At 72.3% G+C, this 21,047-nt stretch carries 25 protein-coding genes and 1 riboswitch; of the genes, 12 read left to right on the top strand and 13 right to left on the bottom strand.

Annotated elements, in window-relative coordinates:
* A riboswitch (cyclic di-AMP (ydaO/yuaA leader) is annotated at positions 1–175 on the bottom strand.
* 340 nt (positions 176–515) lie between these two features.
* The gene (locus ACZ3ZE_RS14410; protein ID WP_361626683.1) at positions 516–821 is read right to left on the bottom strand and encodes a hypothetical protein; all 306 of its coding nucleotides are present in this window, start codon (positions 819–821) and stop codon (positions 516–518) included.
* Positions 822–828: 7 nt separating this feature from the next.
* Complete coding sequence (locus ACZ3ZE_RS14405) at positions 829–1,455, bottom strand: ATP-dependent Clp protease proteolytic subunit (RefSeq protein ID WP_467259207.1); 627 nt, start codon at positions 1,453–1,455, stop codon at positions 829–831.
* 58 nt (positions 1,456–1,513) lie between these two features.
* On the opposite strand from ACZ3ZE_RS14405, the gene ACZ3ZE_RS14400 reads away from it, so the two are divergent.
* From ACZ3ZE_RS14400 to ACZ3ZE_RS14365, 8 genes are all read left to right on the top strand, one after another.
* Positions 1,514–1,798 (top strand): type II toxin-antitoxin system Phd/YefM family antitoxin, encoded by a 285-nt coding sequence (locus ACZ3ZE_RS14400; RefSeq protein WP_361177938.1) that lies wholly within the window; start codon positions 1,514–1,516, stop codon positions 1,796–1,798.
* A 166-nt stretch (positions 1,799–1,964) separates the two neighbouring features.
* Complete coding sequence (locus tag ACZ3ZE_RS14395) at positions 1,965–2,267, top strand: urease subunit gamma (protein ID WP_329418691.1); 303 nt, start codon at positions 1,965–1,967, stop codon at positions 2,265–2,267.
* A gap of 12 nt (positions 2,268–2,279) precedes the next feature.
* A complete protein-coding gene (locus ACZ3ZE_RS14390) occupies positions 2,280–2,618 on the top strand; it encodes an urease subunit beta (protein ID WP_361177936.1) in 339 nt (112 codons plus the stop codon).
* Complete coding sequence (locus ACZ3ZE_RS14385; RefSeq protein ID WP_361177933.1) at positions 2,611–4,332, top strand: urease subunit alpha; 1,722 nt, start codon at positions 2,611–2,613, stop codon at positions 4,330–4,332. Before ACZ3ZE_RS14390 ends, ACZ3ZE_RS14385 begins: the two co-directional genes overlap by 8 nt.
* A 16-nt stretch (positions 4,333–4,348) precedes the next feature.
* Positions 4,349–5,011, top strand: a complete 663-nt coding sequence (locus tag ACZ3ZE_RS14380) for an urease accessory protein UreF (protein WP_361626677.1) — start codon at positions 4,349–4,351, stop codon at positions 5,009–5,011.
* Positions 5,012–5,048: 37 nt separating this feature from the next.
* Positions 5,049–5,726: an urease accessory protein UreG gene (gene ureG / locus ACZ3ZE_RS14375; protein ID WP_361626674.1), complete on the top strand. Its 678-nt coding sequence runs from the start codon at positions 5,049–5,051 to the stop codon at positions 5,724–5,726.
* Positions 5,723–6,484 carry an urease accessory protein UreD gene (locus ACZ3ZE_RS14370; RefSeq protein ID WP_361178141.1) on the top strand — a complete coding sequence of 254 codons (762 nt, stop codon included), beginning with the start codon at positions 5,723–5,725 and terminating at the stop codon, positions 6,482–6,484. Before ureG ends, ACZ3ZE_RS14370 begins: the two co-directional genes overlap by 4 nt.
* A 154-nt stretch (positions 6,485–6,638) precedes the next feature.
* Positions 6,639–8,216, top strand: a complete 1,578-nt coding sequence (locus ACZ3ZE_RS14365; protein WP_361177927.1) for an alpha/beta hydrolase — start codon at positions 6,639–6,641, stop codon at positions 8,214–8,216.
* A 54-nt stretch (positions 8,217–8,270) separates the two neighbouring features.
* On the opposite strand, the gene ACZ3ZE_RS14360 is transcribed toward ACZ3ZE_RS14365, so the two are convergent.
* The 7 genes from ACZ3ZE_RS14360 to ACZ3ZE_RS14330 all read right to left on the bottom strand — a co-directional run bounded on the left by ACZ3ZE_RS14360 (position 8,271) and on the right by ACZ3ZE_RS14330 (position 14,657).
* Entirely contained in the window at positions 8,271–9,305 is a 1,035-nt protein-coding gene (locus ACZ3ZE_RS14360; RefSeq protein WP_361177925.1) for an NAD-dependent epimerase/dehydratase family protein, read from the bottom strand.
* Between the two features lie 70 nt (positions 9,306–9,375).
* Complete coding sequence (locus ACZ3ZE_RS14355; RefSeq protein ID WP_361626671.1) at positions 9,376–10,086, bottom strand: lysophospholipid acyltransferase family protein; 711 nt, start codon at positions 10,084–10,086, stop codon at positions 9,376–9,378.
* 42 nt (positions 10,087–10,128) lie between these two features.
* Positions 10,129–10,335 carry a hypothetical protein gene (locus ACZ3ZE_RS14350; RefSeq protein ID WP_467259295.1) on the bottom strand — a complete coding sequence of 69 codons (207 nt, stop codon included), beginning with the start codon at positions 10,333–10,335 and terminating at the stop codon, positions 10,129–10,131.
* 76 nt (positions 10,336–10,411) lie between these two features.
* On the bottom strand, positions 10,412–11,365 hold the full coding sequence (locus ACZ3ZE_RS14345; RefSeq protein ID WP_467259204.1) for a cytochrome c oxidase assembly protein: 954 nt from the start codon (positions 11,363–11,365) through the stop codon (positions 10,412–10,414).
* A 103-nt stretch (positions 11,366–11,468) separates the two neighbouring features.
* A complete protein-coding gene (locus ACZ3ZE_RS14340; protein WP_361177919.1) occupies positions 11,469–12,494 on the bottom strand; it encodes a 6-phosphofructokinase in 1,026 nt (341 codons plus the stop codon).
* 161 nt (positions 12,495–12,655) lie between these two features.
* Positions 12,656–13,384: a type 1 glutamine amidotransferase gene (locus tag ACZ3ZE_RS14335; protein ID WP_361177917.1), complete on the bottom strand. Its 729-nt coding sequence runs from the start codon at positions 13,382–13,384 to the stop codon at positions 12,656–12,658.
* Positions 13,385–13,415: 31 nt separating this feature from the next.
* On the bottom strand, positions 13,416–14,657 hold the full coding sequence (locus ACZ3ZE_RS14330) for a Mur ligase family protein (RefSeq protein WP_329418676.1): 1,242 nt from the start codon (positions 14,655–14,657) through the stop codon (positions 13,416–13,418).
* A gap of 113 nt (positions 14,658–14,770) precedes the next feature.
* Between ACZ3ZE_RS14330 and def the strand changes: the two genes are divergently transcribed.
* Positions 14,771–15,325 carry a peptide deformylase gene (gene def / locus ACZ3ZE_RS14325; RefSeq protein WP_467259201.1) on the top strand — a complete coding sequence of 185 codons (555 nt, stop codon included), beginning with the start codon at positions 14,771–14,773 and terminating at the stop codon, positions 15,323–15,325.
* 29 nt (positions 15,326–15,354) lie between these two features.
* On the opposite strand, the gene ACZ3ZE_RS14320 is transcribed toward def, so the two are convergent.
* Positions 15,355–16,005, bottom strand: a complete 651-nt coding sequence (locus ACZ3ZE_RS14320; RefSeq protein WP_361626668.1) for a TetR/AcrR family transcriptional regulator — start codon at positions 16,003–16,005, stop codon at positions 15,355–15,357.
* Between the two features lie 163 nt (positions 16,006–16,168).
* On the opposite strand from ACZ3ZE_RS14320, the gene ACZ3ZE_RS14315 reads away from it, so the two are divergent.
* Positions 16,169–17,398, top strand: a complete 1,230-nt coding sequence (locus tag ACZ3ZE_RS14315) for an acyl-CoA dehydrogenase family protein (protein ID WP_361177911.1) — start codon at positions 16,169–16,171, stop codon at positions 17,396–17,398.
* Positions 17,399–17,454: 56 nt separating this feature from the next.
* On the opposite strand, the gene ACZ3ZE_RS14310 is transcribed toward ACZ3ZE_RS14315, so the two are convergent.
* Entirely contained in the window at positions 17,455–17,922 is a 468-nt protein-coding gene (locus tag ACZ3ZE_RS14310; protein WP_361177909.1) for a VOC family protein, read from the bottom strand.
* Positions 17,923–18,056: 134 nt separating this feature from the next.
* Between ACZ3ZE_RS14310 and ACZ3ZE_RS14305 the strand changes: the two genes are divergently transcribed.
* Positions 18,057–19,475, top strand: coding sequence for a cytochrome P450 (locus tag ACZ3ZE_RS14305; protein ID WP_467259198.1), 1,419 nt, complete (start codon positions 18,057–18,059; stop codon positions 19,473–19,475).
* Here the strand turns inward: ACZ3ZE_RS14305 and ACZ3ZE_RS14300 are convergent.
* On the bottom strand, positions 19,472–20,239 hold the full coding sequence (locus ACZ3ZE_RS14300; RefSeq protein WP_467259195.1) for a putative protein N(5)-glutamine methyltransferase: 768 nt from the start codon (positions 20,237–20,239) through the stop codon (positions 19,472–19,474). The two genes, ACZ3ZE_RS14305 and ACZ3ZE_RS14300, sit on opposite strands and share 4 nt — an antisense overlap.
* The gene (locus ACZ3ZE_RS14295; RefSeq protein ID WP_363292228.1) at positions 20,232–20,714 is read right to left on the bottom strand and encodes a glutathione peroxidase; all 483 of its coding nucleotides are present in this window, start codon (positions 20,712–20,714) and stop codon (positions 20,232–20,234) included. Before ACZ3ZE_RS14295 ends, ACZ3ZE_RS14300 begins: the two co-directional genes overlap by 8 nt.
* 36 nt (positions 20,715–20,750) lie before the next feature.
* Here ACZ3ZE_RS14295 and ACZ3ZE_RS14290 point away from each other — a divergent pair, with 36 nt between their 5' ends.
* Positions 20,751–20,966, top strand: a complete 216-nt coding sequence (locus tag ACZ3ZE_RS14290) for a DUF6011 domain-containing protein (protein ID WP_361177901.1) — start codon at positions 20,751–20,753, stop codon at positions 20,964–20,966.
* Positions 20,967–21,047: the final 81 nt, after the last annotated feature.

Here is a 21,047-nt window from a genome sequence, read left to right as displayed (position 1 = left end):
CAACCCTTCGTCAGCCGCCTGTGAAGGATGACCTGTCGGGTTCGGGCAGGCGAAGATGCCCGGCCGCGGCTGCGGCTTCACCCCAAGGAACGTCCGCACACTGCGCGAACGCCCCGTACTGCTCGGGTCCTCCACTCCTGCCGATCCACTCCTGTCGACCAGACGTCCGGGACAGCGGCAGGACTCGGCGTCCGCCCGGACCGCCCCGCCGTGGGTGGCGGGGGCTTGTCGTCGTCGAGGATCTTGACCCACATCCAGGGCGAAATCCGAGCTGAAACGGCGATATGTGAGGCTCCTCACGACTGATCCATACGGGTGGACAGTCAGGTTTCTCGATCGTCGGGAGGGTGGCCGATGAGCCCCGCACCTGCGACGGAACGCCCGATTCGGCCAGATGTGTACTCCTGTTGCGCAACTTGCCTGAGCTACATATCGATGCGGCGACTACGCCGAACGGAGGAGGGTTTCTGCGGTTCCCGTGCCCCGGGCGGCCCTCGACACGACACGCGGGAGTGTCAACTCGCTGGCTCCTCGGGGACGGTGACCCGGCCGGCCCGTCGCTCCCCGTCCAACACCCGTAACGCGCGCGCCAATGTGTCGGCGTGGACCTCGCTCTCGCCCCGCATATGCATGAGTGTCAGGGCGTCACGGAGGGCCGTCGCGCGCCCCACCAGCGCCTGAGCCGCGCGAAGTGCCCCATAGGTATGCGTGGATCTGGATGGATTGATCCTGCCGAGGAGGTCGACGACCTCCAGATAGGTGTCGACGAGGTCGCCCTCGGCGCGCGTCAGGGCGGGGAGCGGCGGCAGCTCCGGGACCATGGCGGGCTCACCGCTCCCCGGCGCCGGCGGAGTGGCCCCGGCTCTGCACCACGTGGTCCACCAGGCCGTAGGCGCGGGCGGCCGGCGCGTCGAGCACGGTGGTCCGGTCGAGGTCGGCGGTGGTCCGCTCGCGGCTCTGTCCGGTGTTCTCGGCGAGGAGGGCGACGACCAGGTCGCGCTGGCGCAGCAATTCCCGCGCGTGGAGGTCCAGATCGCTGGGCTGTCCGCGCAACGGTTCGTCCAGGGCGGGCTGCTGGAGGACGATCCGGGCCCCCGGCAGCGCCAGCCGGCGTCCCGGGGCGCCGGCGGCGAGCAGGACGGCGGCGGGGCCGACGGCCTGGCCGAGGCAGGTGGTCCCCACCTCGCAGGAGAGCGTCCGCATCGTGTCGTGGATCGCGGTCATGGCGCTGACCGAGCCGCCGGGGGAGTTGATGTAGAGGGAGACCGCCTGGCCGGGGGCCGCGTAGTCGAGGTGCAGGAACTGGGCGATGACGTCGTTGGCCGAGGTCTCGTCGACCGGCGTGCCGAGGAAGACGATCCGGCCCTCCAGCAGCTTCGAGTAGGGGTCGAGCGTGCGGCTGCCGTAGGAGGTGCGCTCGGTGAACTCGGGAAGGACATGGCGGGCGTGGGGCATGGCGTACTCCTCTGTCTGTAAAAAATGTACAGGACGTACAGGCCGTAAGATGAGGAGCATGGCCTATGAGATTCCGGTGACGCAAGCGCGGGCAGAGCTCGCCGATCTGATCAACCGCGTCGTCTACGGCAACGAGCGCGTGGTCGTCACCCGCCACGGCAAGCCGCTCGTCGCCCTGGTGTCCGCCGCTGACCTGGAACTCCTCGAAGCGGCCGAACAGCCGATCGAGGAGCGGGCGGTCAGCTCGGTCTCCGGCGTCAGCTCGCTCGCGTCCGCTCCGGGTGAACAGCGCCGCTTCGGTATCGCCGCCCACCACCGCGACCCGGGCGCTCCCGCGGGCTGATCTCCATGGCGTCGCAAAGCCCGAGTTAACGAGCAGGAAAAACTTCCGCCCTAACGTGCAATGTCTGACGCGGCGGCCCTTCTCACGTCGTCAACAGAGTGTTGAGGATCGTTAGGGTCCCCTGCGTCCGGGAGTCATGCCCGGTGGACGACAGTGAGGTGGAAGCGTGCAACTCAGCCCCCATGAGCAGGAACGACTGCTCATTCATGTCGCGGCGGACGTGGCAGAGAAGCGCCGGGCGCGCGGTGTGCTCCTCAACCACCCCGAGGCCGTCGCCCTCATCACCTCCCACGTCCTCGAAGGCGCCCGGGACGGGCGCACCGTCGCCGAGCTGATGGCCTCCGGGCGCAAGGTCCTCGGCCGCGAGCAGGTCATGGACGGCATCGCCGAGATGATCCACGACGTCCAGGTCGAGGCGACCTTCCCCGACGGCACCAAACTGGTGACCGTCCACGAGCCGATCATCTGACGGGGGACGGCGATGATCCCCGGAGAGATCCTGTACGCGGACGGGCCCGTGGTCCTCAACGAGGGCCGCCCCGTCAGCCGCCTCACCGTCCTGAACGCCGCCGACCGGCCCGTCCAGGTCGGCTCCCACTACCACTTCGCCGAGGCCAACCCGGGTCTCGACTTCGACCGCACCGCCGCGCGCGGACTGCGGCTGAACATCGCCGCCGGCACCGCCGTGCGCTTCGAGCCCGGCATCCCCGTCGAGGTCGAACTGGTGCCGATAGCCGGCCGCCGGATCGTCCCCGGACTGCGCGGCGAGACCGCCGGACTCCTCGACAGCACCGAGCCGAACGGAGGCGACCGTGCCTGAGCTGCACCGCGCCGTCTACGCCGACCTGTTCGGCCCCACCACCGGCGACCGGATCCGGCTCGCCGACACCGACCTGCTCGTCGAGATCGAGGAGGACCGCTCCGGCGGCCCGGGCCGCGCCGGCGAGGAGGCCGTGTTCGGCGGTGGCAAGGTCATCCGCGAGTCCATGGGCCAGTCCCGCACCACCCGCGCCGAAGGCGCCCCCGACACGGTGATCACCGGTGTCGTGGTCATCGACCACTGGGGCATCGTCAAGGCCGACATCGGCATCCGCGACGGCCGGATCACCGCCCTCGGCAAGGCCGGCAACCCCGACACCATGGACGGGGTCCACCCCGAGCTGGTCATCGGCCCCGAGACCGAGGTCATCGTCGGCAACGGGCGGATCGTCACCGCCGGCGCCGTCGACACCCATGTCCACTTCATCTCGCCGACCGTCGTCGAACAGGCCCTCGCCACGGGCGTGACCACCCTCGTCGGCGGCGGCACCGGCCCGGCCGAGGGCACCAAGGCCACCACGATCACCCCCGGCCCCTGGCACATGGCCCGGATGTTCGAGGCCCTGGACACCTTCCCCGTCAACATCGGTCTGCTCGGCAAGGGCAACACGATGTCCCGGGAGGCCATGCACTCCCAGCTGCGCGGCGGCGCCCTCGGCTTCAAGATCCACGAGGACTGGGGCGCCACCCCGGCCGTCATCGACGCCTGTCTGGGCGTCTGCGAGGAGACCGGCGCCCAGCTGGCCATCCACACCGACACCCTCAACGAGGCCGGTTTCGTCGGCGACACCCTCGCCGCCATCGGCGGGCGCACCATCCACGCGTACCACACCGAGGGCGCGGGCGGCGGGCACGCCCCCGACATCATCACCGTGGTCTCCGAGCCGCACGTGCTGCCCAGCTCGACCAACCCGACCCGGCCGCACACCGTCAACACCATCGAGGAACACCTCGACATGCTGATGGTCTGCCACCACCTCAACCCGGCCGTCCCCGAGGACCTCGCCTTCGCCGAGTCCCGGATCCGGCCCTCGACCATCGCGGCCGAGGACGTCCTGCACGACCTCGGGGCCATCTCGATCATCTCCTCCGACTCCCAGGCCATGGGCCGGATCGGCGAGGTGATCATGCGCACCTGGCAGACCGCGCACGTGATGAAGAAGCGGCGCGGTGCGCTCCCCGGCGACGGGGCCGCCGACAACCACCGGGCCCGGCGCTATGTCGCCAAGTACACGATCAACCCGGCCGTCGCCCAGGGCATGGGGCACCTCATCGGCTCCGTCGAACCCGGCAAGCTGGCCGACCTGGTGCTCTGGGAGCCCGCCTTCTTCGGCGTCAAGCCGCTCGTCGTGATCAAGGGCGGACAGATCGCCTACGCGCAGATGGGCGACGCCAACGCCTCCATCCCGACCCCCCAACCGGTGCTGCCCCGGCCGATGTTCGGAGCGCTCGGGCGGGCGGCGGCGGCCGGCTCGGTCAACTTCGTCGCCGAGGCGGCGATCGAGGACGACCTGCCGCAACGGCTCGGTCTGCACAAGGAGTTCACCGCGATCGGCTCCACCCGGCGGGTCACCAAGGCCGACATGCGGGAGAACGACGCCCTGCCCCGGGTCGAGGTCGACGCCGACACCTTCACGGTGACCATCGACGGCGAACCGGTCGTACCGGCCCCCGCCGTCGAACTGCCCATGGCCCAGCGCTACTTCCTCTTCTGACGGGCCCCGCACCACCATGAGATCCGCACTGCTCGTGCTCGCCGACGGGCGTTTCCCCGCCGGTGGGCACGCCCACTCGGGCGGCGCCGAGGCCGCGGTCAAGGCCGGCCGCCTCAAGGACGCCGCCGGCCTGGAGGCGTTCTGCCGCGGCCGGCTGCACACCACCGGGCTCACCTCGGCCGCGCTCGCGGCCGCGGCGGCCCTCGGCGCCGACCCGCACGAACTCGACGCCGCCGCCGACGCCCGCACCCCCTCGCCGGCCCTGCGGGCCACCGCCCGCAAGCTGGGCCGGCAGATGATGCGGGCCGCCCGCGCGGCCTGGCCGAGCCCCGAACTCGACCGGCTGGCCGCCGCGTTCCCGCGCGGCGCCCACCAGCCGGTCGTCCTCGGCACGGCGGCGCGCGCCGCCCGACTCGGCCCCGAGGACGCGGCCCACTGCGTCGGCTACGAGACCGTCAGCGGGCCCGCCACCGCCGTCGTCCGCCTGCTCGGCCTGGACCCCTTCCAGGCCACCGCCGTCCTCGCCCGGCTCGCCCCCGACCTGGACGAGATCGCCACCCGCGCCGCCGCCGCGGCCCGCGAGGGCGACGTCCACGCCCTGCCCGCCGCCTCGGCCCCGCTGCTCGACCTCGCCGCCGAACAGCACGCGACCTGGCCGGTCCGCCTGTTCGCCTCCTGAGCCGCCACCCCGAGCAACCGAGAACCCTGGAGCCCCCATGCACCTCGACCACGGCCACGACCACGGCCAGGCGGTCTCCGCCGACGCCCACCGCCCCGACGGCACCCGCCGCGCCCTGCGCATCGGCCTCGGCGGCCCCGTCGGCTCCGGCAAGACCGCCACCGTCGCCGCCCTCTGCCGCGAGCTGCGCGACACCCTCTCCCTCGCCGTCGTCACCAACGACATCTACACCCGCGAGGACGCCGAGTTCCTGCTCCGCGAGGCCGTGCTGCCGCCCGAGCGGATCCAGGCCGTCGAGACCGGCGCCTGCCCGCACACCGCGATCCGCGACGACATCTCCGCCAACCTCGAAGCCGTCGAGGACCTGGAGGACTCGGTCGGCCCGCTCGACCTCGTCCTCGTCGAGTCGGGCGGCGACAACCTCACCGCCACCTTCTCCAAGGGCCTCGTCGACGCGCAGATCTTCGTCATCGACGTCGCCGGCGGCGACGACATCCCGCGCAAGGGCGGCCCCGGCGTCACCACCGCCGACCTCCTCGTCGTCAACAAGACCGACCTCGCCCCCTACGTCGGCTCCGACCTGGACCGGATGGCGAGCGACGCCGCCGCCCAACGCGGCGAACTGCCCGTCGCCTTCACCTCGCTCCGCTCCGCCGAGGGCGTCGCCCCGGTCGCCGACTGGGTCCGCGCCCGCCTCACCGCATGGACCGCATGAGCCTGCGCGCCACCGCCCGGATCGCCGCCGAGGCGGACGGCTCGCTCCCCGTCCTGGAGAGCGACGGGCCGCTCGCCCTGCGCCGCACCCGCGCGCCCGGCCCGTACACCCGCGTCACCGTCGTCGGCGCCATGAGCGCCCCGCTCGGCGGCGACCGGCTCCTCCTGGAGACCGAGGTGCGGGACGGGGCGCGGCTCCTGGTCGACTCCGCCGCCGCGACCGTCGCCCTGCCCGGCGCGGACGGTGCCCCCGCCACGTACGATCTCGCGCTCACCGTCGGCGCGGGCGCGGAGCTGCGCTGGCTGCCGGAGCAGCTGGTCTCGGCCGCGGGCTCCGAGCTCCGCATGCGGACCACGGTCGAACTCGCCGCCGACGCACGGCTGGTGCTCCGCGAGGAGCAGATCCTCGGGCGGCACGGCGAGGAGCCCGGCACCCTCACCACCCGGCTCACCGTGCGCCGCGCCGGGCGCCCGCTGCTCGACCAGGAGCTGGCGTACGGCCCCGGCGCCCCCGGCGGCTGGGACGGCCCCGCCGTCCTCGGCGGGCACCGCGCCACCGGGCAACTCCTCGTCGTCGACCCGGACTTCGTGACGGAAGCGGGCAAGGGGAACAAACCACCCGAAGCGCGACTGCTCGGTGAGCACGCCGTCCTCGTCCCCCTCGCCGGTCCCGCGGCCCTCGTCACCGCCGTCGCCCCGGATGCCCTCGCACTCCGCCGGGCCCTGGACGAAGGGCTCGCGCTGCTCACCTCGAAGTGAACTCCGCTCAGCGGTACACCGCTCTCCGGTTATTGGTTCGGCAAAGAAACATGTGTACGCCCTTTTGTCGGAGGCCCCAAGGACGAAAGGATCCCCCGGATGGCCCACCACGGCGCTGCCACGGGGGCGGCGCCCACCTAGGGGGAGGAACCACTTGAGACGGACAGCAGTGCTCGGCTCCGCCGGCACTCTGATAGCGGGCACGCTCATGGCGACCGCGCTCGCGGCACCCACGGCCGGTGCCGTCACCGGCCACGACCGTGATGACGAGGCGCGCGGCGCGACCATCGCCGCCGCCCAGGCCGCGAAGGCCGGCATCGACTGGCAGGACTGCCCGGCCGACTGGGGCTTCGCCAAGCCCATCCAGTGCGGCTGGGTCACCGTCCCGGTCGACTACGCCAAGCCCAACGGCAAGAAGATCAAGCTCGCCGTGGACCGCGCCGTGTCCACCGGCACCGCCGCCGAGCGCCAGGGCGCGCTGCTCTACAACCCGGGCGGCCCCGGCGGTTCCGGCCTTCGCTTCCCGAGGCGGGTCACCACCAAGAGCCCGCTCTGGGTGAACACCGCGAAGGCGTACGACTTCGTGGGCTTCGACCCGCGTGGTGTCGGCCACTCGGCGCCCATCTCCTGCGTCGACCCGACCGAGTTCGTCAAGGGCCCCAAGGCGGACCCGGTCCCGGACAGCGAGGCGGACAAGCTGGCCCAGCGCAAGCTGGCCGCCGAGTACGCCAAGGGCTGCGCCGAGAAGAGCGGCGACATGCTGCCCTACATGACGACGCGCAACACCGCCCGTGACCTCGATGTCATCCGGGCCGCGCTCGGTGAGAAGAAGCTCAACTTCATCGGCGTCTCCTACGGCACCTACCTGGGCGCCGTCTACGGCACGCTCTACCCGAACCACGTGCGCCGCATGATCGTCGACAGCGTGGTCAACCCGGCGAAGAGCAACATCTGGTACCAGGCCAACCTGGAACAGGACATCGCCTTCGAGGGGCGTCTCAAGGACTGGATGACCTGGGTCGCCCAGCACGACGACACCTACCACCTCGGCAAGACCTACGCCGAGGTCCAGCAGCAGTGGGTGACCCTGCGCGCCGCCGCCAAGAAGAACCCCCTCGGCGGCAAGGTCGGCCCGGCCGAGCTCATCGGCTTCTTCCAGAGCGCGCCGTACTACGACTCCTCGTGGGTCCCGGTCGCGGAGGCCTGGAGCGCCTACGCCGCGGGTGACCCGCAGCCGCTGATCGACGGCGCCGCGGCGGACCTCACGGACACCGCCGGCAACATCGCGTCGGAGAACGGGAACGCCGTCTACACCGCCGTCGAGTGTGCCGACGCCGCGTGGCCGACCAGCTGGAACAGGTGGGACCGGGACAACTCCCGCCTCCACGAGCAGTACCCGTTCATGACCTGGGCGAACGCCTGGATGAACCTGCCGTGCGCCACCTGGTCCGCGCCGCAGCAGAAGCCGACCCAGGTCAAGACGGGCAAGGGCCTGCCGCCGGTGCTCATCGTCCAGTCCGAGCGTGACGCGGCGACGCCGTACGCCGGCGCGGTCGAGCTGCACAAGCGCTTCAAGGGCTCGCGCCTCATCACCGAGAAGAACGCGGGCTCGCACGGCGTCACCGGCCTGGTGAACTCCTGCATCAACCCGCGGGTCGAGACGTACCTGCTCACCGGCAAGGTGGACAGCCAGGACGTGACGTGCGACCCGCACGCCACGCCCCAGCCGTAACACCCGCAGCACAGTAGAGGGGCGGTCGCCGTACGGCGGCCGCCCCTCCGCGGCTCAGCGCGCGGCCAGCCAGGCGTCCTCCGCCGCGTAGTCGAAGAAGTCCACCCCGTACTTCGCCAGACCGGGGAACGCCTCCCGCCAGTCCCGCTCCGCCACCGCCGCGGCCAGGAACTCGATCGTGCCGGGCAGCGACTCCGCGTACCCCACCACCGGCCGGTAGCCCAGCTCCCGCTCCGCCGCCGCCATGTCGCAGATCATCGGACGGGGCGTGGTCCACGGGGTGTAGCCCACCATGTCCTTCGCCGGCGCTCCCTCGAACAGGACCGTCTCGCTGGTCACGCCCATCGCCGCGTCGACCGCCGCGCCGATCTCGGCCACCGTCGGCGCCTCGGGGTCGGCGCCGTTGAGCACCCGGGTCCCCGGCTTCGCGGCGGCCAGCCGGACCAGCTCCGCCAGGTTGTCCACGTGCACCGGGTGGAAGACGGACCGTCCGCCCTCGGCGAGGATCCGCACCGGGCGCCCGTCCAGGGCCCGCTTCACGAACCACAGCTCGCGCGGCCCCGGACTGTACGGGCCGTGCACGGCCGCCGCCCGCAGCAGGGTGGTCGGCAGCGTCCCGCCCGCCGCGAGCAGCTCCCGCTCCAGCGCCACCTTCCGGGTGCCGTACGAACTCTCGCCCGGCGCTACCGTCCCCAGCGTCTCCGGGATCGGCAGCGGATAGTCGGGGAAGCCGTCCGGCTCGTCCTGCGTGTCGAAGTTGCGGCCCTGCGCGTCCTGGTAGACCGCGGCGCTGGAGATCACCACCGCCGAACCGATCCGGTCCGCGAGCCCCGTCAGCTGCCGCCCGTGCGAGGCGTCGTAGGCCACGACGTCCACCAGGACGTCGGTGCCCTCGCCGAGCGCCGCCGCCAGCGCCCCTTCCTCGGTGCGGTCCACGACCGCCGACCGGACCTCCGCCGGCCACTTCTCGTCCCGGCCGCCGCGGCGCGAGCCGGCCGTCACCTCCCAGCCGTCCTCGACGAGCGCCCGCACGGCCGCCCGTCCGATCTGTCCTGTCGCTCCCAGCACGAACGCGTTTCCCTTGGTCATGCGGGGGACGCTACGTGTCGCGGGTCACGCCGCCCAGGCCATTTCGCCGTGCGCGGATCCGCTGTGGGCGTCACGCCGGCGGGAACTTCCCGGGCTCCTCGGCCGCGTCGCCCGCCGCCTTCACGTCGGCCGCGTAGGCGTCCACGTACTCCTGCCCGGACAGCGCGAGGATCGCGGACATGATCTCGTCCGTGACCGCCCGGACCACCTCCCGCTGCCCCGCCATCCCCGCGTGGCGGGAGAAGTCCAGCGGCTCCCCGAAGCGGATGGTGACCCGCCGGATCCTCGGCAGGACCCGCCCGGGCGGCTGGATCTCGAAGGTCCCCACCATCGCGCAGGGGACCACCTTCACCCCGGCGGTCAGCGCCATCACGGCCACCCCGACCTTGCCCTTGTAGAGCCGCCCGTCGGGCGAGCGGGTCCCCTCGGGGTAGATGCCGAGCAGCTCGCCGCGGTCCAGCACCCCGAGCCCCTCCCGGATCGCGGCCCGGCCCGCCTCCTTGCCGGAGCGGTCCACCGGGATCTGCCCGACGCCGCGGAAGAACGCCGCCGTCAGCCGGCCCTTGAGGCCCGGGCCCGTGAAGTACTCCTGTTTGGCCAGGAAGGTGATCCTGCGGTCCAGCATCACCGGCATCAGGAAGTGGTCCGAGAAGGACAGGTGATTGCCGGCGACGATCGCCGCGCCCTCCTCCGGCACGTGCTCCAGGCCCTCCACACGGGGCCGGAACAGCAGCTTCAGGATCGGACCGAAGAGCAGGTGCTTGAGGACGTGATAGATCACCGATACCCCCGTCGGACGTCGGACAAGCCTTGCGCGGACCCGTCAGGGCTGCGGCTTCGGACGCGGACGTGGCCGCCCGGCCTGGGACTCGCCGCTGTCCGCGGCGGCCATCCCGATCGTGACCACGCCGAGTATCACCCAGCCGAACCAGAGCCAGCCGCTGCTGCCGAGCGCCACCGTGTACGCGGTGGTCAGCACCAGGGCGGCGGCGGTGACCGCCGCCATCGTCTTCGTGGGACCGGACATCATCGCTCAGCCCTCCTCGAAGCCATCGTGACTCCTGGGACGGGTCGGGCGCCAGCCCTGCGAGAGCGGGGAAACCGTGCTACTGCGAGGCGCGACCCTGGAGCGAGGCCAGGTACGCGTTGTACGCCTCCAGCTCCTTGTCGCCGTCCCGGTCCGCCGCCCGGTCCTTGCGTACCGCCTGCCGCTGCTCGGAGTGGTACCACTGGTAGACCAGCGCGATCAGCACCAGCACGGACGGGATCTCGCTGAACGCCCAGGCGATGCCGCCCGCCGCGTTCTGGTCGGCCAGCGCGTCGATCCCGAGCGAGGCCGGCGGGTTCTTGTACACCTCGACCAGCGGCTCGGTCGCCATCATCATCGCGATGCCGAAGAACGCGTGGAACGGCATGCCCGCGAAGAGCTCCAGCATCCGCATCACATAGCCGGGCCGGTGCGGGCCCGGGTCGACGCCCATGATCGGCCAGAAGAACACCACGCCCACCATGAGGAAGTGGACCATCATCCCGACGTGGCCCGCCTTGGAGCTCATGAGCGTGTCGAACAGCGAGGTGAAGTACAGCGCGTACAGGCTCGCGATGAACATCGAGATCGTGAACGCCGGGTGCGTGATGATCCGCATGTACCGGCTGTGCAGCAGCTTCAGCAGCAGCTCGCGCGGGCCGAGCGAGCCCCGGGCCGCCACCGGCAGCGCCCGCAGCGCCAGCGTCACCGGCGCGCCGAGCAGCAGCAGGATCGGCGACAGCATGGAGATCACCATGTGCTGCACCATGTGCACGCTGAACATGACCATGCCGTAGTCGTTCAGCTTGGTGCACATCACCAGGGCGATGGTCAGCACACCCACCGTGAAGAACACCGTCCGGCTCAACGGCCACGCGTCCCCGCGCTTCCGCAGCCGCGCCACACCCCAGCCGTACAGACCGAGCCCGGCGACACAGCCGATCAGGAAGAACAGGTCGGGGGAGAACTCCAGGGCCCGCCCCAGCGTGAACGGCGGCAGATCCATGGTCATGCCGTGCCCGCTGTGATCCATCGATGTACTCCTGGAGCCCGATTCGCGCTTGTTGTCCGCACCAGACTAGAACCGCCCCCGGCCGCGACTGCGACCGGGGGCGGTTCTGGTGTGGCGGCGGGCGTCAGAGCACGCACTCGGCCTCGGCGTAGCGGTCCGCCGGGACCGTCTTCAGGGTCTCCACGGCCTGCGCGAGCGGCACCAGCTCGATGTCCGTGCCGCGCAGCGCCGTCAGCATGCCGAAGTCGCCGCGGTGCGCCGCCTCCACCGCGTGCCAGCCGAAGCGGGTCGCGAGGACGCGGTCGTACGCGGTCGGGGTGCCGCCGCGCTGGACGTGGCCGAGGATGACCGGGCGGGCCTCCTTGCCGAGGCGCCGCTCCAGCTCGGCGGAGAGCTGGTTGGCCACGCCGGTGAAGCGCTCGTGGCCGTAGATGTCGGTGCCGGCGGTCTTGAAGTCCATCGAGCCCTCGCGGGGCTTGGCGCCCTCGGCGACCACGACGATCGCGAAGCGCTTGCCGTCCTCGAAGCGGGCGCCGACCCGGGCGGTCAGCTCGTCGATGTCGAAGGGGCGCTCGGGCACGACGATCGCGTGCGCGCCGGCCGCCATGCCGGAGTGCAGGGCGATCCAGCCGGTGTGGCGGCCCATGACCTCGACGATCAGCACGCGCTGGTGGGACTCGGCGGTGGTCTTCAGCCGGTCCAGGGCCTCGGTCGCCACGGTGACGGCGGTGTCGAAGCCGAAGGTGACATCGGTCGAGGCGATGTCGTTGTCGATGGTCTTGGGTACGCCGACGATCGGCAGTCCGGCCTCGGAGAGCAGGTTCGCGGCCTTCAGCGTGCCCTCGCCGCCGATCGGGATGATCGCGTCGATGCCGAGGTCCGCGACATGGCCCTTGGCGCGTTCGACGCCGCCGACCAGGTGCGCGGGCTGCACCCGCGAGGAACCCAGCATGGTGCCGCCGCGGGCGAGTATGCCCGCCACCGAGTCCAGGTCCAGCTTGCGGTAGTCGCACTCCAGGAGGCCCCGCCACCCGTCGTGGAAGCCGATGACCTCGTCACCGTGGTCGACGACGGCGCGGTGCACGACGGACCGGATGACGGCGTTCAGACCGGGGCAGTCTCCGCCGGAAGTGAGCACACCAATGCGCATAGCCCAAAAACCTTTGCAACGTGGGCAGACTCCCGGACCACGTCGTCCGGCTGGATCCCCGCCACCCTATCGGTGCAGGGTGGCGGGGCCGAACCGGATGTCCGCACAGTGGACAACGTACTTTCGTACGAGACATGTACGGACCGGGGTGATACGGACCGTCAGGCGGGCTGCGTGGCCGCCGCGATGCGCTCGGCGCGCAGCGCCTCGTACCAGCGGTCGTCCGTCGGCGGCAGCGCGTTCACGTCCAGCGCCAGCTTCAGGAGCAGGTCCGCGATCTGCGGGTTCCGCGCCATGACGGGGCCGTGCATGTACGTGCCGAAGACGGTGTCGTTGTACGCGCCCTCGGTGCCGTCGCCGGTGCCGTTGCCGTTGCCGAACACGGTCCGGGCGAACGCGCGGGCGGTCGGGCCGAGGTGGGTGACGCCCTGGTGGTTCTCGAACCCGGTGAGCTGGGGCAGGCCCAGGTGCGGGTCGATGTCCCCGAGCACGTCGCCGACGCACCGGGCGCCCTCGCCGCGGACCGTCGTCACGTCGAGCAGGCCGAGGCCGGCCTGGCGCTCGCCGACGTCGTTGACGAACTCGTGGCCCAGGATCTGGTAGCCGGCGCAGACCGAGAAGATGATCGCGCCGTTGGCCGCCGCCCGGCTGAGACCGCCGTCGCGGAGCAGCCGCTCGGCCGCGAGCCGCTGCGGCCGGTCCTCGCCGCCGCCGATGAGGTAGATGTCACCGGAGGTCGGGACCGGCTGGTCGCTGCGCACGTCGACGCGCTCGACGCTGAGGCCGCGCTGGCGGGCGCGGCGCTCGACGACCAGGACGTTGCCCTGGTCGCCGTAGGTGCTGAGCAGGTCCGGGTAGACCCAGACCAGACGCAGGCTGCTGTCAGTCATGCTGCTTGTCCTTCTGCGGGGTCGAGCCGGGTCAGTTGCCGACACGGCGGCGGACGTCCTGGAACGCGGTGTAGTTGCCGATCAGCTCGATCTGGCCGGGCGGTGCCACCGTCACGGCCTCGTCGATCGTCTCGCACACGCGGAAGTCCACGCCCGCGACCTCCAGGCGGACCGCGAGGTCCAGCTTGCGGTCGCCGATCACCATGATCGGGTGGCCGGCCAGGCGGCCGTAGTCCACGTCCCACAGCCAGGAGGTGTCCGTGCCGTCGGCGCCGCGGGCGTTGACGGCGAGGATCACCGGGGTCGGCGGCGGGTCGATCAGGGAGAACGTCTCGAGCCAGCCGGCCGGGTTCTTGGCCAGCAGGAGGCGCAGCTCGCGGCCCTGGAAGGAGACCACGTCGTAGCGGCCGGCGACGGCCTGCACCTGGTACATGCGCTCCAGGGCGACCTGCGGCGGCACCCCGAAGACCGCGGCGACCGCGGCGGAGGTGGCGGCGTTGGCCTTGTTCGCGCGGCCGGGCAGCTGGAGGTGGATCGGCCAGGCCGAACCGTGCGGGTCCAGCACGTGGTCGCCGCTGAGCGCCCAGCTCGGCGCGGGGCGGCGGAAGCCGCACTCGCCGCAGAACCAGTCGTCGCCGGGGCGCTGCATCACACCGCCGCAGGCGGGGCAGGACCAGGCGTCGTCCTTCCACTCCTGGCCCGCGGCCACCCAGACCACGTTGGGGGAGGAGGAGGCGGCCCAGACGATCAGCGGGTCGTCGGCGTTGGCGATGACGACGGCCTTGGTGCCGTTGAGGCCCTCGCGCCACTTCTCGGCCAGCATGCGGGTCTCCGCGGCGCGGTCGAGCTGGTCGCGCGAGAGGTTCAGCAGGGCGATCGCCTTCGGGGTGGTGTCCCGTGCGACGCCCGCCAGGTACTTCTCGTCGACCTCGATCACGCCGTACTTGGCGTCCGAGCCGCCGGCCAGGGCCGAGGTGATGCCCGCGGGCATGTTGGCGCCCAGGGCGTTCGAGACGACCGGGCCGCTGGCGCGCAGCGCCTCGGCGATCAGTCGCGTCGTGGTGGTCTTTCCGTTGGTCGCCGACACGAGGACGACGTCCAGGTGCTGCGCGAGCCGGCCCAGCAGATCCGGGTCCAGCTTGAGCGCGACCCGGCCGCCGATCACCGATCCGCTGCCGCGTCCTGCTGCCCGCGACACCGCGGCGGCGGCCTTGCCCGCCGTCACGGCCAGCTTCGCGCGCGGCGACAGCGGCTCCGAGTTGCTGCCTGACATCGTCCTTGTTCCTCCTTGCGTCGGTCCGGCCTCAGCCTATCGAGATCCGGCCACCAGCCCGAACCGCGGCTCCGTGGCGCGGGTGGCTGCCCCCTGAACGTACCCTTGCGCCCATGCGAAACCGCTTGATCCCCGGCAGTTCCGGCCACGTCCGAGCGCTGACCCTGCTCGGCGACCCGGTGCTGCACACGCCCTGCGAACCCGTCACCGACTTCGGACCGGAGCTCTCCCGGCTCGTCGAGGACATGTTCGCGACCATGTACGCGGCGAACGGCGTGGGCCTCGCCGCCAACCAGGTCGGCGTGGGGCTGCGGGTCTTCGTCTACGACTGCCCCGACGACGAGGACGTCCGGCACCTGGGACATCTGGTCAACCCGCGCCTGGTCGAGGCCGACGGCGACGTGATCCGCGGCCCCGAGGGCTGTCTGTCCCTGCCGGGCCTGGAGGCCCCGACGCCCCGTTTCGACCGTGCCGTGGTCGAGGGCGTCCGGGTGGACGGCGCCCCGGTCCGCGTCGAGGGTACGGGTTTCTTCGCCCGCTGCCTCCAGCACGAGGCCGACCACCTGGAGGGCGGCGTCTACGCGGACCACGTGACCGGGTGGCGGCGGGGCAGACTGCTCCGCCAGATCCGGAAGGAGCCGTGGGGGAGCGGGGCGGCGGCGCTGTAGCCGGCGGGGGGCGGGGTGCGGTCGGGGACTCAGAACCCCGGCCCGTCCGGGCGGTTGCCGGCCGCGGCCAGCCGGCCCCACAGCAGGTCCGCGAGGCTGCGTACCAACTCCTCGCGGGGGCACGGGCGTTCCCCGAGCCACCAGTCGCCCGCGGCGTGCATCATGCCGACGATGCCGTGGCCCCAGATGCGGGCCAGCGCCTCGCTGCCGGGGCCGAGGTCGACCCGCTCCGCGATGACCTGGCCCAGCTCCTCGCCCATGCGCCGCAGCAGCGGCGCCGAGTGGCGGCCCACGTCGAAGCCCTGCTCGGCCTGCTGGGACTCCTCGGCGGGGTGCATGAGGAAGCGGTAGACCTGGGGCATCGCCTCGATGGAGGCGAGATACGTGTCCAGGGTGGACTCGACCCGGCGGCGGCGGTCGGCGGGCGCGTCCAGCGCGGCGCGGAGCGCCGACAACAGGGCGTCGGTGTGCCGGGTGGCGAGGGCGCGGTAGAGGCCGCCCTTGTCGCCGAAGTGGCGGTAGAGGATCGGCTTGGTGATCCCCGCCTCGGCGGCGATCGCGTTCATGGAGGCCTTGGGGCCGTCCCGGAGCACCACGCGGTCCGCCGCCTCCAGCAGTTCCCGCCGCCGTTGGTCGGCCGGCTTCTGCTGGTCGGTGGTGGTCCGGTGTGTGGTGTCCATAAGCGTGTCTCCCCGCCCGTACGAATTCCTGAGGCTGTCGCAACGTAACACCCGGACGGCACTCGGTGCCGATCGGGCGGAATTGCTCCGTTGCTGGTTGACAGCCCCTACCCGTCGGTAACACACTGCTGTTACCGCAAGTAACATACCGCTGGGAGGGACCATGGCAGAGTTCACGCTCGAACTCAACGAGGACCAGAAGCAGGTGCGCGACTGGTTGCACGGGTTCGCCGCCGATGTGATGCGCCCGGCGGCCGCCGAGTGGGACGAGCGTGAGGAGACGCCCTGGCCGATCATCCAGGAAGCGGCCAAGATCGGCATCTATTCCCTCGACTTCTACGCCCAGCAGTTCTTCGACCCCACCGGCCTCGGCATCCCGATGGCCATGGAGGAGCTCTTCTGGGGCGACGCCGGCATCGCGCTCTCCATCGTCGGCACCGGCCTCGCCGCCGTGGGCGTGATGGCCAACGGCACCGAGGAGCAGATCGGCACCTGGATCCCGCAGATGTACGGCGACGCCGCCGACGTGAAGGTCGCCGCCTTCTGCTCCTCCGAGCCCGACGCCGGCTCCGACGTGGCCTCCCTGCGCACCCGCGCCGTCTACGACGAGGCCAAGGACGAGTGGGTGATCAACGGCACGAAGACCTGGGCGACCAACGGCGGCATCGCCAACGTCCACGTCGTCGTCGCCGCCGTCGACCCCGAGCTCGGCTCCAAGGGCCACGCCTCGTTCATCGTGCCGCCGAACACCCCCGGCCTCTCACAGGGCCAGAAGTTCCAGAAGCACGGCATCCGCGCCTCGCACACCGCCGAGGTCGTCCTGGAGGACGTCCGGGTCCCCGGCAGCTGCCTGCTCGGCGGCAAGGAGAAGCTGGACGAGCGCCTCGCCCGCGCCCGGGAGAAGGCGAAGTCGGGCGGCGGCGAGCGCGTGAAGAACGCCGCGATGGCCACCTTCGAGGCCTCCCGCCCCGCCGTCGGCGCCATGGCCGTCGGCACCGCCCGCGCCGCGTACGAGGTCGCCCTCGACTACGCGAAGACCCGCGAGCAGTTCGGCCGCCCCATCATCGACAACCAGGGCGTCGCCTTCCAGCTCGCCGACATGCGCACCCAGATCGACGCGGCCCGCCTGCTCGTCTGGCGCGCCTCCTGGATGGCGACCGCGGGCAAGCCCTTCACCTCCGCCGAGGGCTCGATGTCCAAGCTCTACGCGAGCGAGGTCGCCAAGAAGGTCACCGCCCAGGCCATCCAGATCCTCGGCGGCAACGGCTACACCCGCGAGTACCCGGTCGAGCGGATGCACCGCGACGCGGCCATCTACACGATCTTCGAGGGCACCAGCGAGATCCAGCGCCTGGTCATCGCCCGCACCCTGTCGGGGATGCCGATCCGCTGACGCCGCACCGCGGCCCGGAGGGGCGGACGGCGCCGGCCGGCGCCGTACGGGGGGCGTCACACCACGCAGAACTCGTTCCCCTCCGGGTCCCGGAGCACCACCGCGTAGTACGCCATGCCGTCCGGCTCGTCCATCGTGTACAGGATCGAGGCGCCCAGAGCGGTCAGCCGGGCGACCTCGGCGTCCACGCGCTCGCGGCGCCGGGCGAGCGGGACCGTGCGGCCGCCGCCGACCTTCAGGTCCAGGTGGAGGCGGTTCTTGGCGGTCTTCGGCTCGGGGACCGCCTGGAACCAGACGCGCGGGCCGACGCCCTTCGGGTCCACGATCGACTCGGGCAGCTCGCCCGCGCCGTCCGTCAGCTCGTCCTCCGGGACGCCGATCGCCCGCCAGTACGCCTGCCAGCTCGGGTGGCCCTCCGGCGGCGGTTCCGGCACGTAGCGCAGGGCCTCCGCCCAGAAGACCACGAGCCGCCGGGGGTCGGCGCAGTCGATCGTGAGCTGCAGGGTCATCTCCGTCGTATCCATGCCGGAAGCGTCCCAGACGCCACTGACAGCGACCCGCGGTGGAGGCTGCCGGAGACCCCTCCCGTACGGCAGAATCGAACGAACCGGCGAACAGCACGGGACGTCAGACGGAACGTCACACGGGGGGACGCACGATGGCGACGACCACCACCGCACAGGAGATTCCCGAACTCACGGGAGTCCCGCTGCTCGGCTCACTGCTCGACCTCAAGAACGACTCGCTCGGCACCTTCCTCAAGGCCCGCCGCGACCACGGCGACGTCGTCCGGATCACGGCGGGACCACCCGGCGCCCGGGCCACCGTCCACTGCGTCTTCTCCGCCGAGGGCGCCCAGCGCGTCCTCGCCACCGACGCCGCCAACTTCCGCAAGGACAACGCCTTCTACCAGGAGATCCGCGAGTCCTTCGGCAACGGCCTGCTCACCAGCCAGGACACCGACTACCTGCGCCAGCGCCGCCTCGTCCAGCCGCTCTTCACCCGGCGCAGCGTCGACGGCTACGCCTCCGCCGTCGCCACCGAGGTCACCCGGCTCACCGACGGCTGGCGCGCCGAGGGGCACGACTCCGTGGACGTCGTCCACGAGATGACCGGGCTCGCCCTGCGCGCCGTCGCCCGCATCCTGTTCGGCACCGACGTCGAGGCCGCCGTCGGCATCGTCGAGCGCTGCTTCCCCGTGCTCGGGGCGTACGTCTCGCGGCGCGGCTACTCGCCCCGCAAGGTGCCGCGCTCCTGGCCCACGCCCGGCAACCGGCGCGCGACCACGGCCCACGAGGAGCTGTACGCCGTCTGCGACCGGATCATCGCCGAGCGGCGGGCGGCCGGCACCGGCGGCGCGGGGGAGGACCTGCTGAGCCGGCTCGTCGAGGCGAGCAGCGACGAGGACGGCGGCTTCGACGCGACCGAACTGCGCGAACAGGTCCTGGTGTTCCTGCTCGCCGGGCACGAGACCACCGCCACCTCGCTCGGCTTCGCCCTCCACCTGCTCGCCCGCCACCCCGAGGAGCAGCGCCGGGCCCACGAGGAGATCGACACGGTGCTCGGCGGGCGCGCCCCCGGCGCGGACGACCTCGACGCCCTGCCGTACCTCACCCGTGTCCTGAAGGAGACGATGCGGCTTTTCCCGGCCGCCCCGGCCATCGGGCGGCGGGCCGTCGAGGCCACCGAGATCGGCGGGTACGCGATCCCCGCCGGGGCCGACGTGATCGTCTCGCCCTGGGTCACCCACCGCCACCCGGGCTACTGGGAGGACCCGGAGCGCTTCGACCCCGAGCGCTTCACCCCGGAGCGGGAGGCCGAGCGGCCCCGCTACGCCTGGTTCCCCTTCGGCGGCGGCCCGCGCGCCTGCATCGGGCAGCACTTCTCGATGCTGGAGTCGGTGATCGCCCTGGCGATGATCCTCCGGGAGTACGAGCTGGAGGCGATCGACACCCAGGTGCCGCTCGCCTCCGCGATCACCCTCCAGGCCCTCGGCCCGGCCCGCTGCCGCCTGAAGCCCCGTACCCGAGCACAGGACGGCCGGGGAGCCGGGGGCGAGGTGCGCGAGGGCGTCTAGGGGCGCGTCGCCAGCAGCACTGTGGCGTACAGCTCCTCGTCCTCCAGGATCCGGGCCGACAGGCCGTGCGCGGTGACCGCCGCCACGGCCCGGTCGGCCTGGCGCTCGCTCGTCTCCACCAGCAGATGTCCGCCCGGGGCCAGCCACCCGGCCGCCCCGGCCGCGACCCGGCGCAGCACCTCCAGGCCGTCCGCGCCACCGTCCAGCGCCACGAGCGGCTCGTGGTCGCGGGCCTCGGGCGGCAGCAGGGCCACGTCCTCGCTCGGCACGTACGGCACATTGGCGACGAGGACCTCGATCCGGCCGCGCAAGGCCTCGGGCAGCGGCTCGAAGAGGTCGCCCTCGTACACCCGGCCGCCGCGCGGCTCCACGTTCCGCCGGGCGCAGCGCACCGCCGCCGGCTCGATGTCGGAGGCGTACACCTCGGCGCCCGGCACGGAGGCGAGCAGCACCGCGCCCGCCGCGCCCGAGCCGCAGCACAGGTCGACGCAGACGGCGCCCGGCCGGGCGAGCGACACGGCCCGTCCGACGAGGAACTCCGTACGCCGGCGCGGCACGAACACGCCCGGATCGACCTCGATCCGCAGCCCCCCGAACTCGGCCCAGCCCACCACGTGCTCCAGCGGCAGGCCCGCGGCCCGCCGCTCGACCATCGCGTCGAGCTCGGCCGGACCGGCCGCGGCCGCGGTCAGCAGCTCCGCCTCCTCCTCGGCGAAGACGCAGCCCGCGGCCCGCAGCCGCTCCACCACCCCGGCCTCAGACAAGCTGCGCCTCGATCGCCGCGACGACCTCCGGGGCCTCCGGCTCGGTGCGCGGGCGGAAGCGGGTGACCGCCCCGTCGCGGCCGATCAGGAACTTCTCGAAGTTCCACTGCACGTCCCCGGCCTCGCCCTCGGCGTCCGCGACCTTGGTCAGCTCCGCGTACAGCGGGTGCCGTCCGGCGCCGTTGACGTCGGTCTTCTCCAGGAGCGGGAAGGTCACGCCGTACGTCGCCGAGCAGAAGGTGCCGATCTCCTCGGCGCTGCCCGGCTCCTGGCCCGCGAACTGGTTGCAGGGCACACCGACCACGGTGAAGCCGCGGTCCCCGTACTCCTTCTGCAGCCGCTCCAGCCCGGCGTACTGCGGGGTCAGGCCGCACTGGGAGGCCACGTTGACGACCAGAACGGCCCGGTCGCGGAAGTCGGCCAGGGAGAGCGGGTCCCCGGCGAGGGTCTTCAGCGGAATCTCGTACAGGCTCATGGACAGCTCCTCCGGTAAATGAGGTTTGATCTCAGCATGGGAGACGAACCACTGGCAATCGAGATCGATTCCGCCGAGGACCGGCCGGCGCCGGGCCGGGTGTGGTGCCGCCTGTGCGGGCGCCCGCTGACCGGCGCCGAATCCCGCCGCACCGGTCTCGGCCCCGCCTGCGACGCCAAGCTGCACCCGCCGGGCCCGGACATCCGCACCCGCCGCCACGAGGTCGACCAGGACACCCTGCCCGGGATCTAGGCCGCGTCCCGCCGCCGGCAGCTCGTGGGCCGCGCTCGTGCGACTACCATGTCCGGGTCCCGCCGGGCCCGCGTGAAGGAG

Source organism: Streptomyces sp. NPDC023157 (genome assembly GCF_055560575.1).
The sequence above is the reverse complement of the archived record's forward strand: the minus strand, read 5'-3'. Positions and strand labels throughout refer to the sequence as shown.

What these genes read in the sequence shown, in the direction of transcription:
- ACZ3ZE_RS14345 (WP_467259204.1), bottom strand. Translation starts at nt 11,365, where the DNA reads ATGGATCACAGCGGGCACGGCATGACCATGGATCTGCCGCCGTTCACG.
- ACZ3ZE_RS14360 (WP_361177925.1), bottom strand. Translation starts at nt 9,305, where the DNA reads ATGACCAAGGGAAACGCGTTCGTGCTGGGAGCGACAGGACAGATCGGA.
- ureG (WP_361626674.1), top strand. Translation starts at nt 5,049, where the DNA reads ATGCACCTCGACCACGGCCACGACCACGGCCAGGCGGTCTCCGCCGAC.
- ACZ3ZE_RS14330 (WP_329418676.1), bottom strand. Translation starts at nt 14,657, where the DNA reads ATGTCAGGCAGCAACTCGGAGCCGCTGTCGCCGCGCGCGAAGCTGGCC.
- def (WP_467259201.1), top strand. Translation starts at nt 14,771, where the DNA reads ATGCGAAACCGCTTGATCCCCGGCAGTTCCGGCCACGTCCGAGCGCTG.
- ACZ3ZE_RS14335 (WP_361177917.1), bottom strand. Translation starts at nt 13,384, where the DNA reads ATGACTGACAGCAGCCTGCGTCTGGTCTGGGTCTACCCGGACCTGCTC.
- ACZ3ZE_RS14340 (WP_361177919.1), bottom strand. Translation starts at nt 12,494, where the DNA reads ATGCGCATTGGTGTGCTCACTTCCGGCGGAGACTGCCCCGGTCTGAAC.
- ACZ3ZE_RS14370 (WP_361178141.1), top strand. Translation starts at nt 5,723, where the DNA reads ATGAGCCTGCGCGCCACCGCCCGGATCGCCGCCGAGGCGGACGGCTCG.
- ACZ3ZE_RS14400 (WP_361177938.1), top strand. Translation starts at nt 1,514, where the DNA reads ATGGCCTATGAGATTCCGGTGACGCAAGCGCGGGCAGAGCTCGCCGAT.
- ACZ3ZE_RS14405 (WP_467259207.1), bottom strand. Translation starts at nt 1,455, where the DNA reads ATGCCCCACGCCCGCCATGTCCTTCCCGAGTTCACCGAGCGCACCTCC.
- ACZ3ZE_RS14380 (WP_361626677.1), top strand. Translation starts at nt 4,349, where the DNA reads ATGAGATCCGCACTGCTCGTGCTCGCCGACGGGCGTTTCCCCGCCGGT.
- ACZ3ZE_RS14315 (WP_361177911.1), top strand. Translation starts at nt 16,169, where the DNA reads ATGGCAGAGTTCACGCTCGAACTCAACGAGGACCAGAAGCAGGTGCGC.
- ACZ3ZE_RS14390 (WP_361177936.1), top strand. Translation starts at nt 2,280, where the DNA reads ATGATCCCCGGAGAGATCCTGTACGCGGACGGGCCCGTGGTCCTCAAC.
- ACZ3ZE_RS14320 (WP_361626668.1), bottom strand. Translation starts at nt 16,005, where the DNA reads ATGGACACCACACACCGGACCACCACCGACCAGCAGAAGCCGGCCGAC.
- ACZ3ZE_RS14305 (WP_467259198.1), top strand. Translation starts at nt 18,057, where the DNA reads ATGGCGACGACCACCACCGCACAGGAGATTCCCGAACTCACGGGAGTC.
- ACZ3ZE_RS14410 (WP_361626683.1), bottom strand. Translation starts at nt 821, where the DNA reads ATGGTCCCGGAGCTGCCGCCGCTCCCCGCCCTGACGCGCGCCGAGGGC.
- ACZ3ZE_RS14350 (WP_467259295.1), bottom strand. Translation starts at nt 10,335, where the DNA reads ATGATGTCCGGTCCCACGAAGACGATGGCGGCGGTCACCGCCGCCGCC.
- ACZ3ZE_RS14295 (WP_363292228.1), bottom strand. Translation starts at nt 20,714, where the DNA reads ATGAGCCTGTACGAGATTCCGCTGAAGACCCTCGCCGGGGACCCGCTC.
- ACZ3ZE_RS14290 (WP_361177901.1), top strand. Translation starts at nt 20,751, where the DNA reads ATGGGAGACGAACCACTGGCAATCGAGATCGATTCCGCCGAGGACCGG.
- ACZ3ZE_RS14310 (WP_361177909.1), bottom strand. Translation starts at nt 17,922, where the DNA reads ATGGATACGACGGAGATGACCCTGCAGCTCACGATCGACTGCGCCGAC.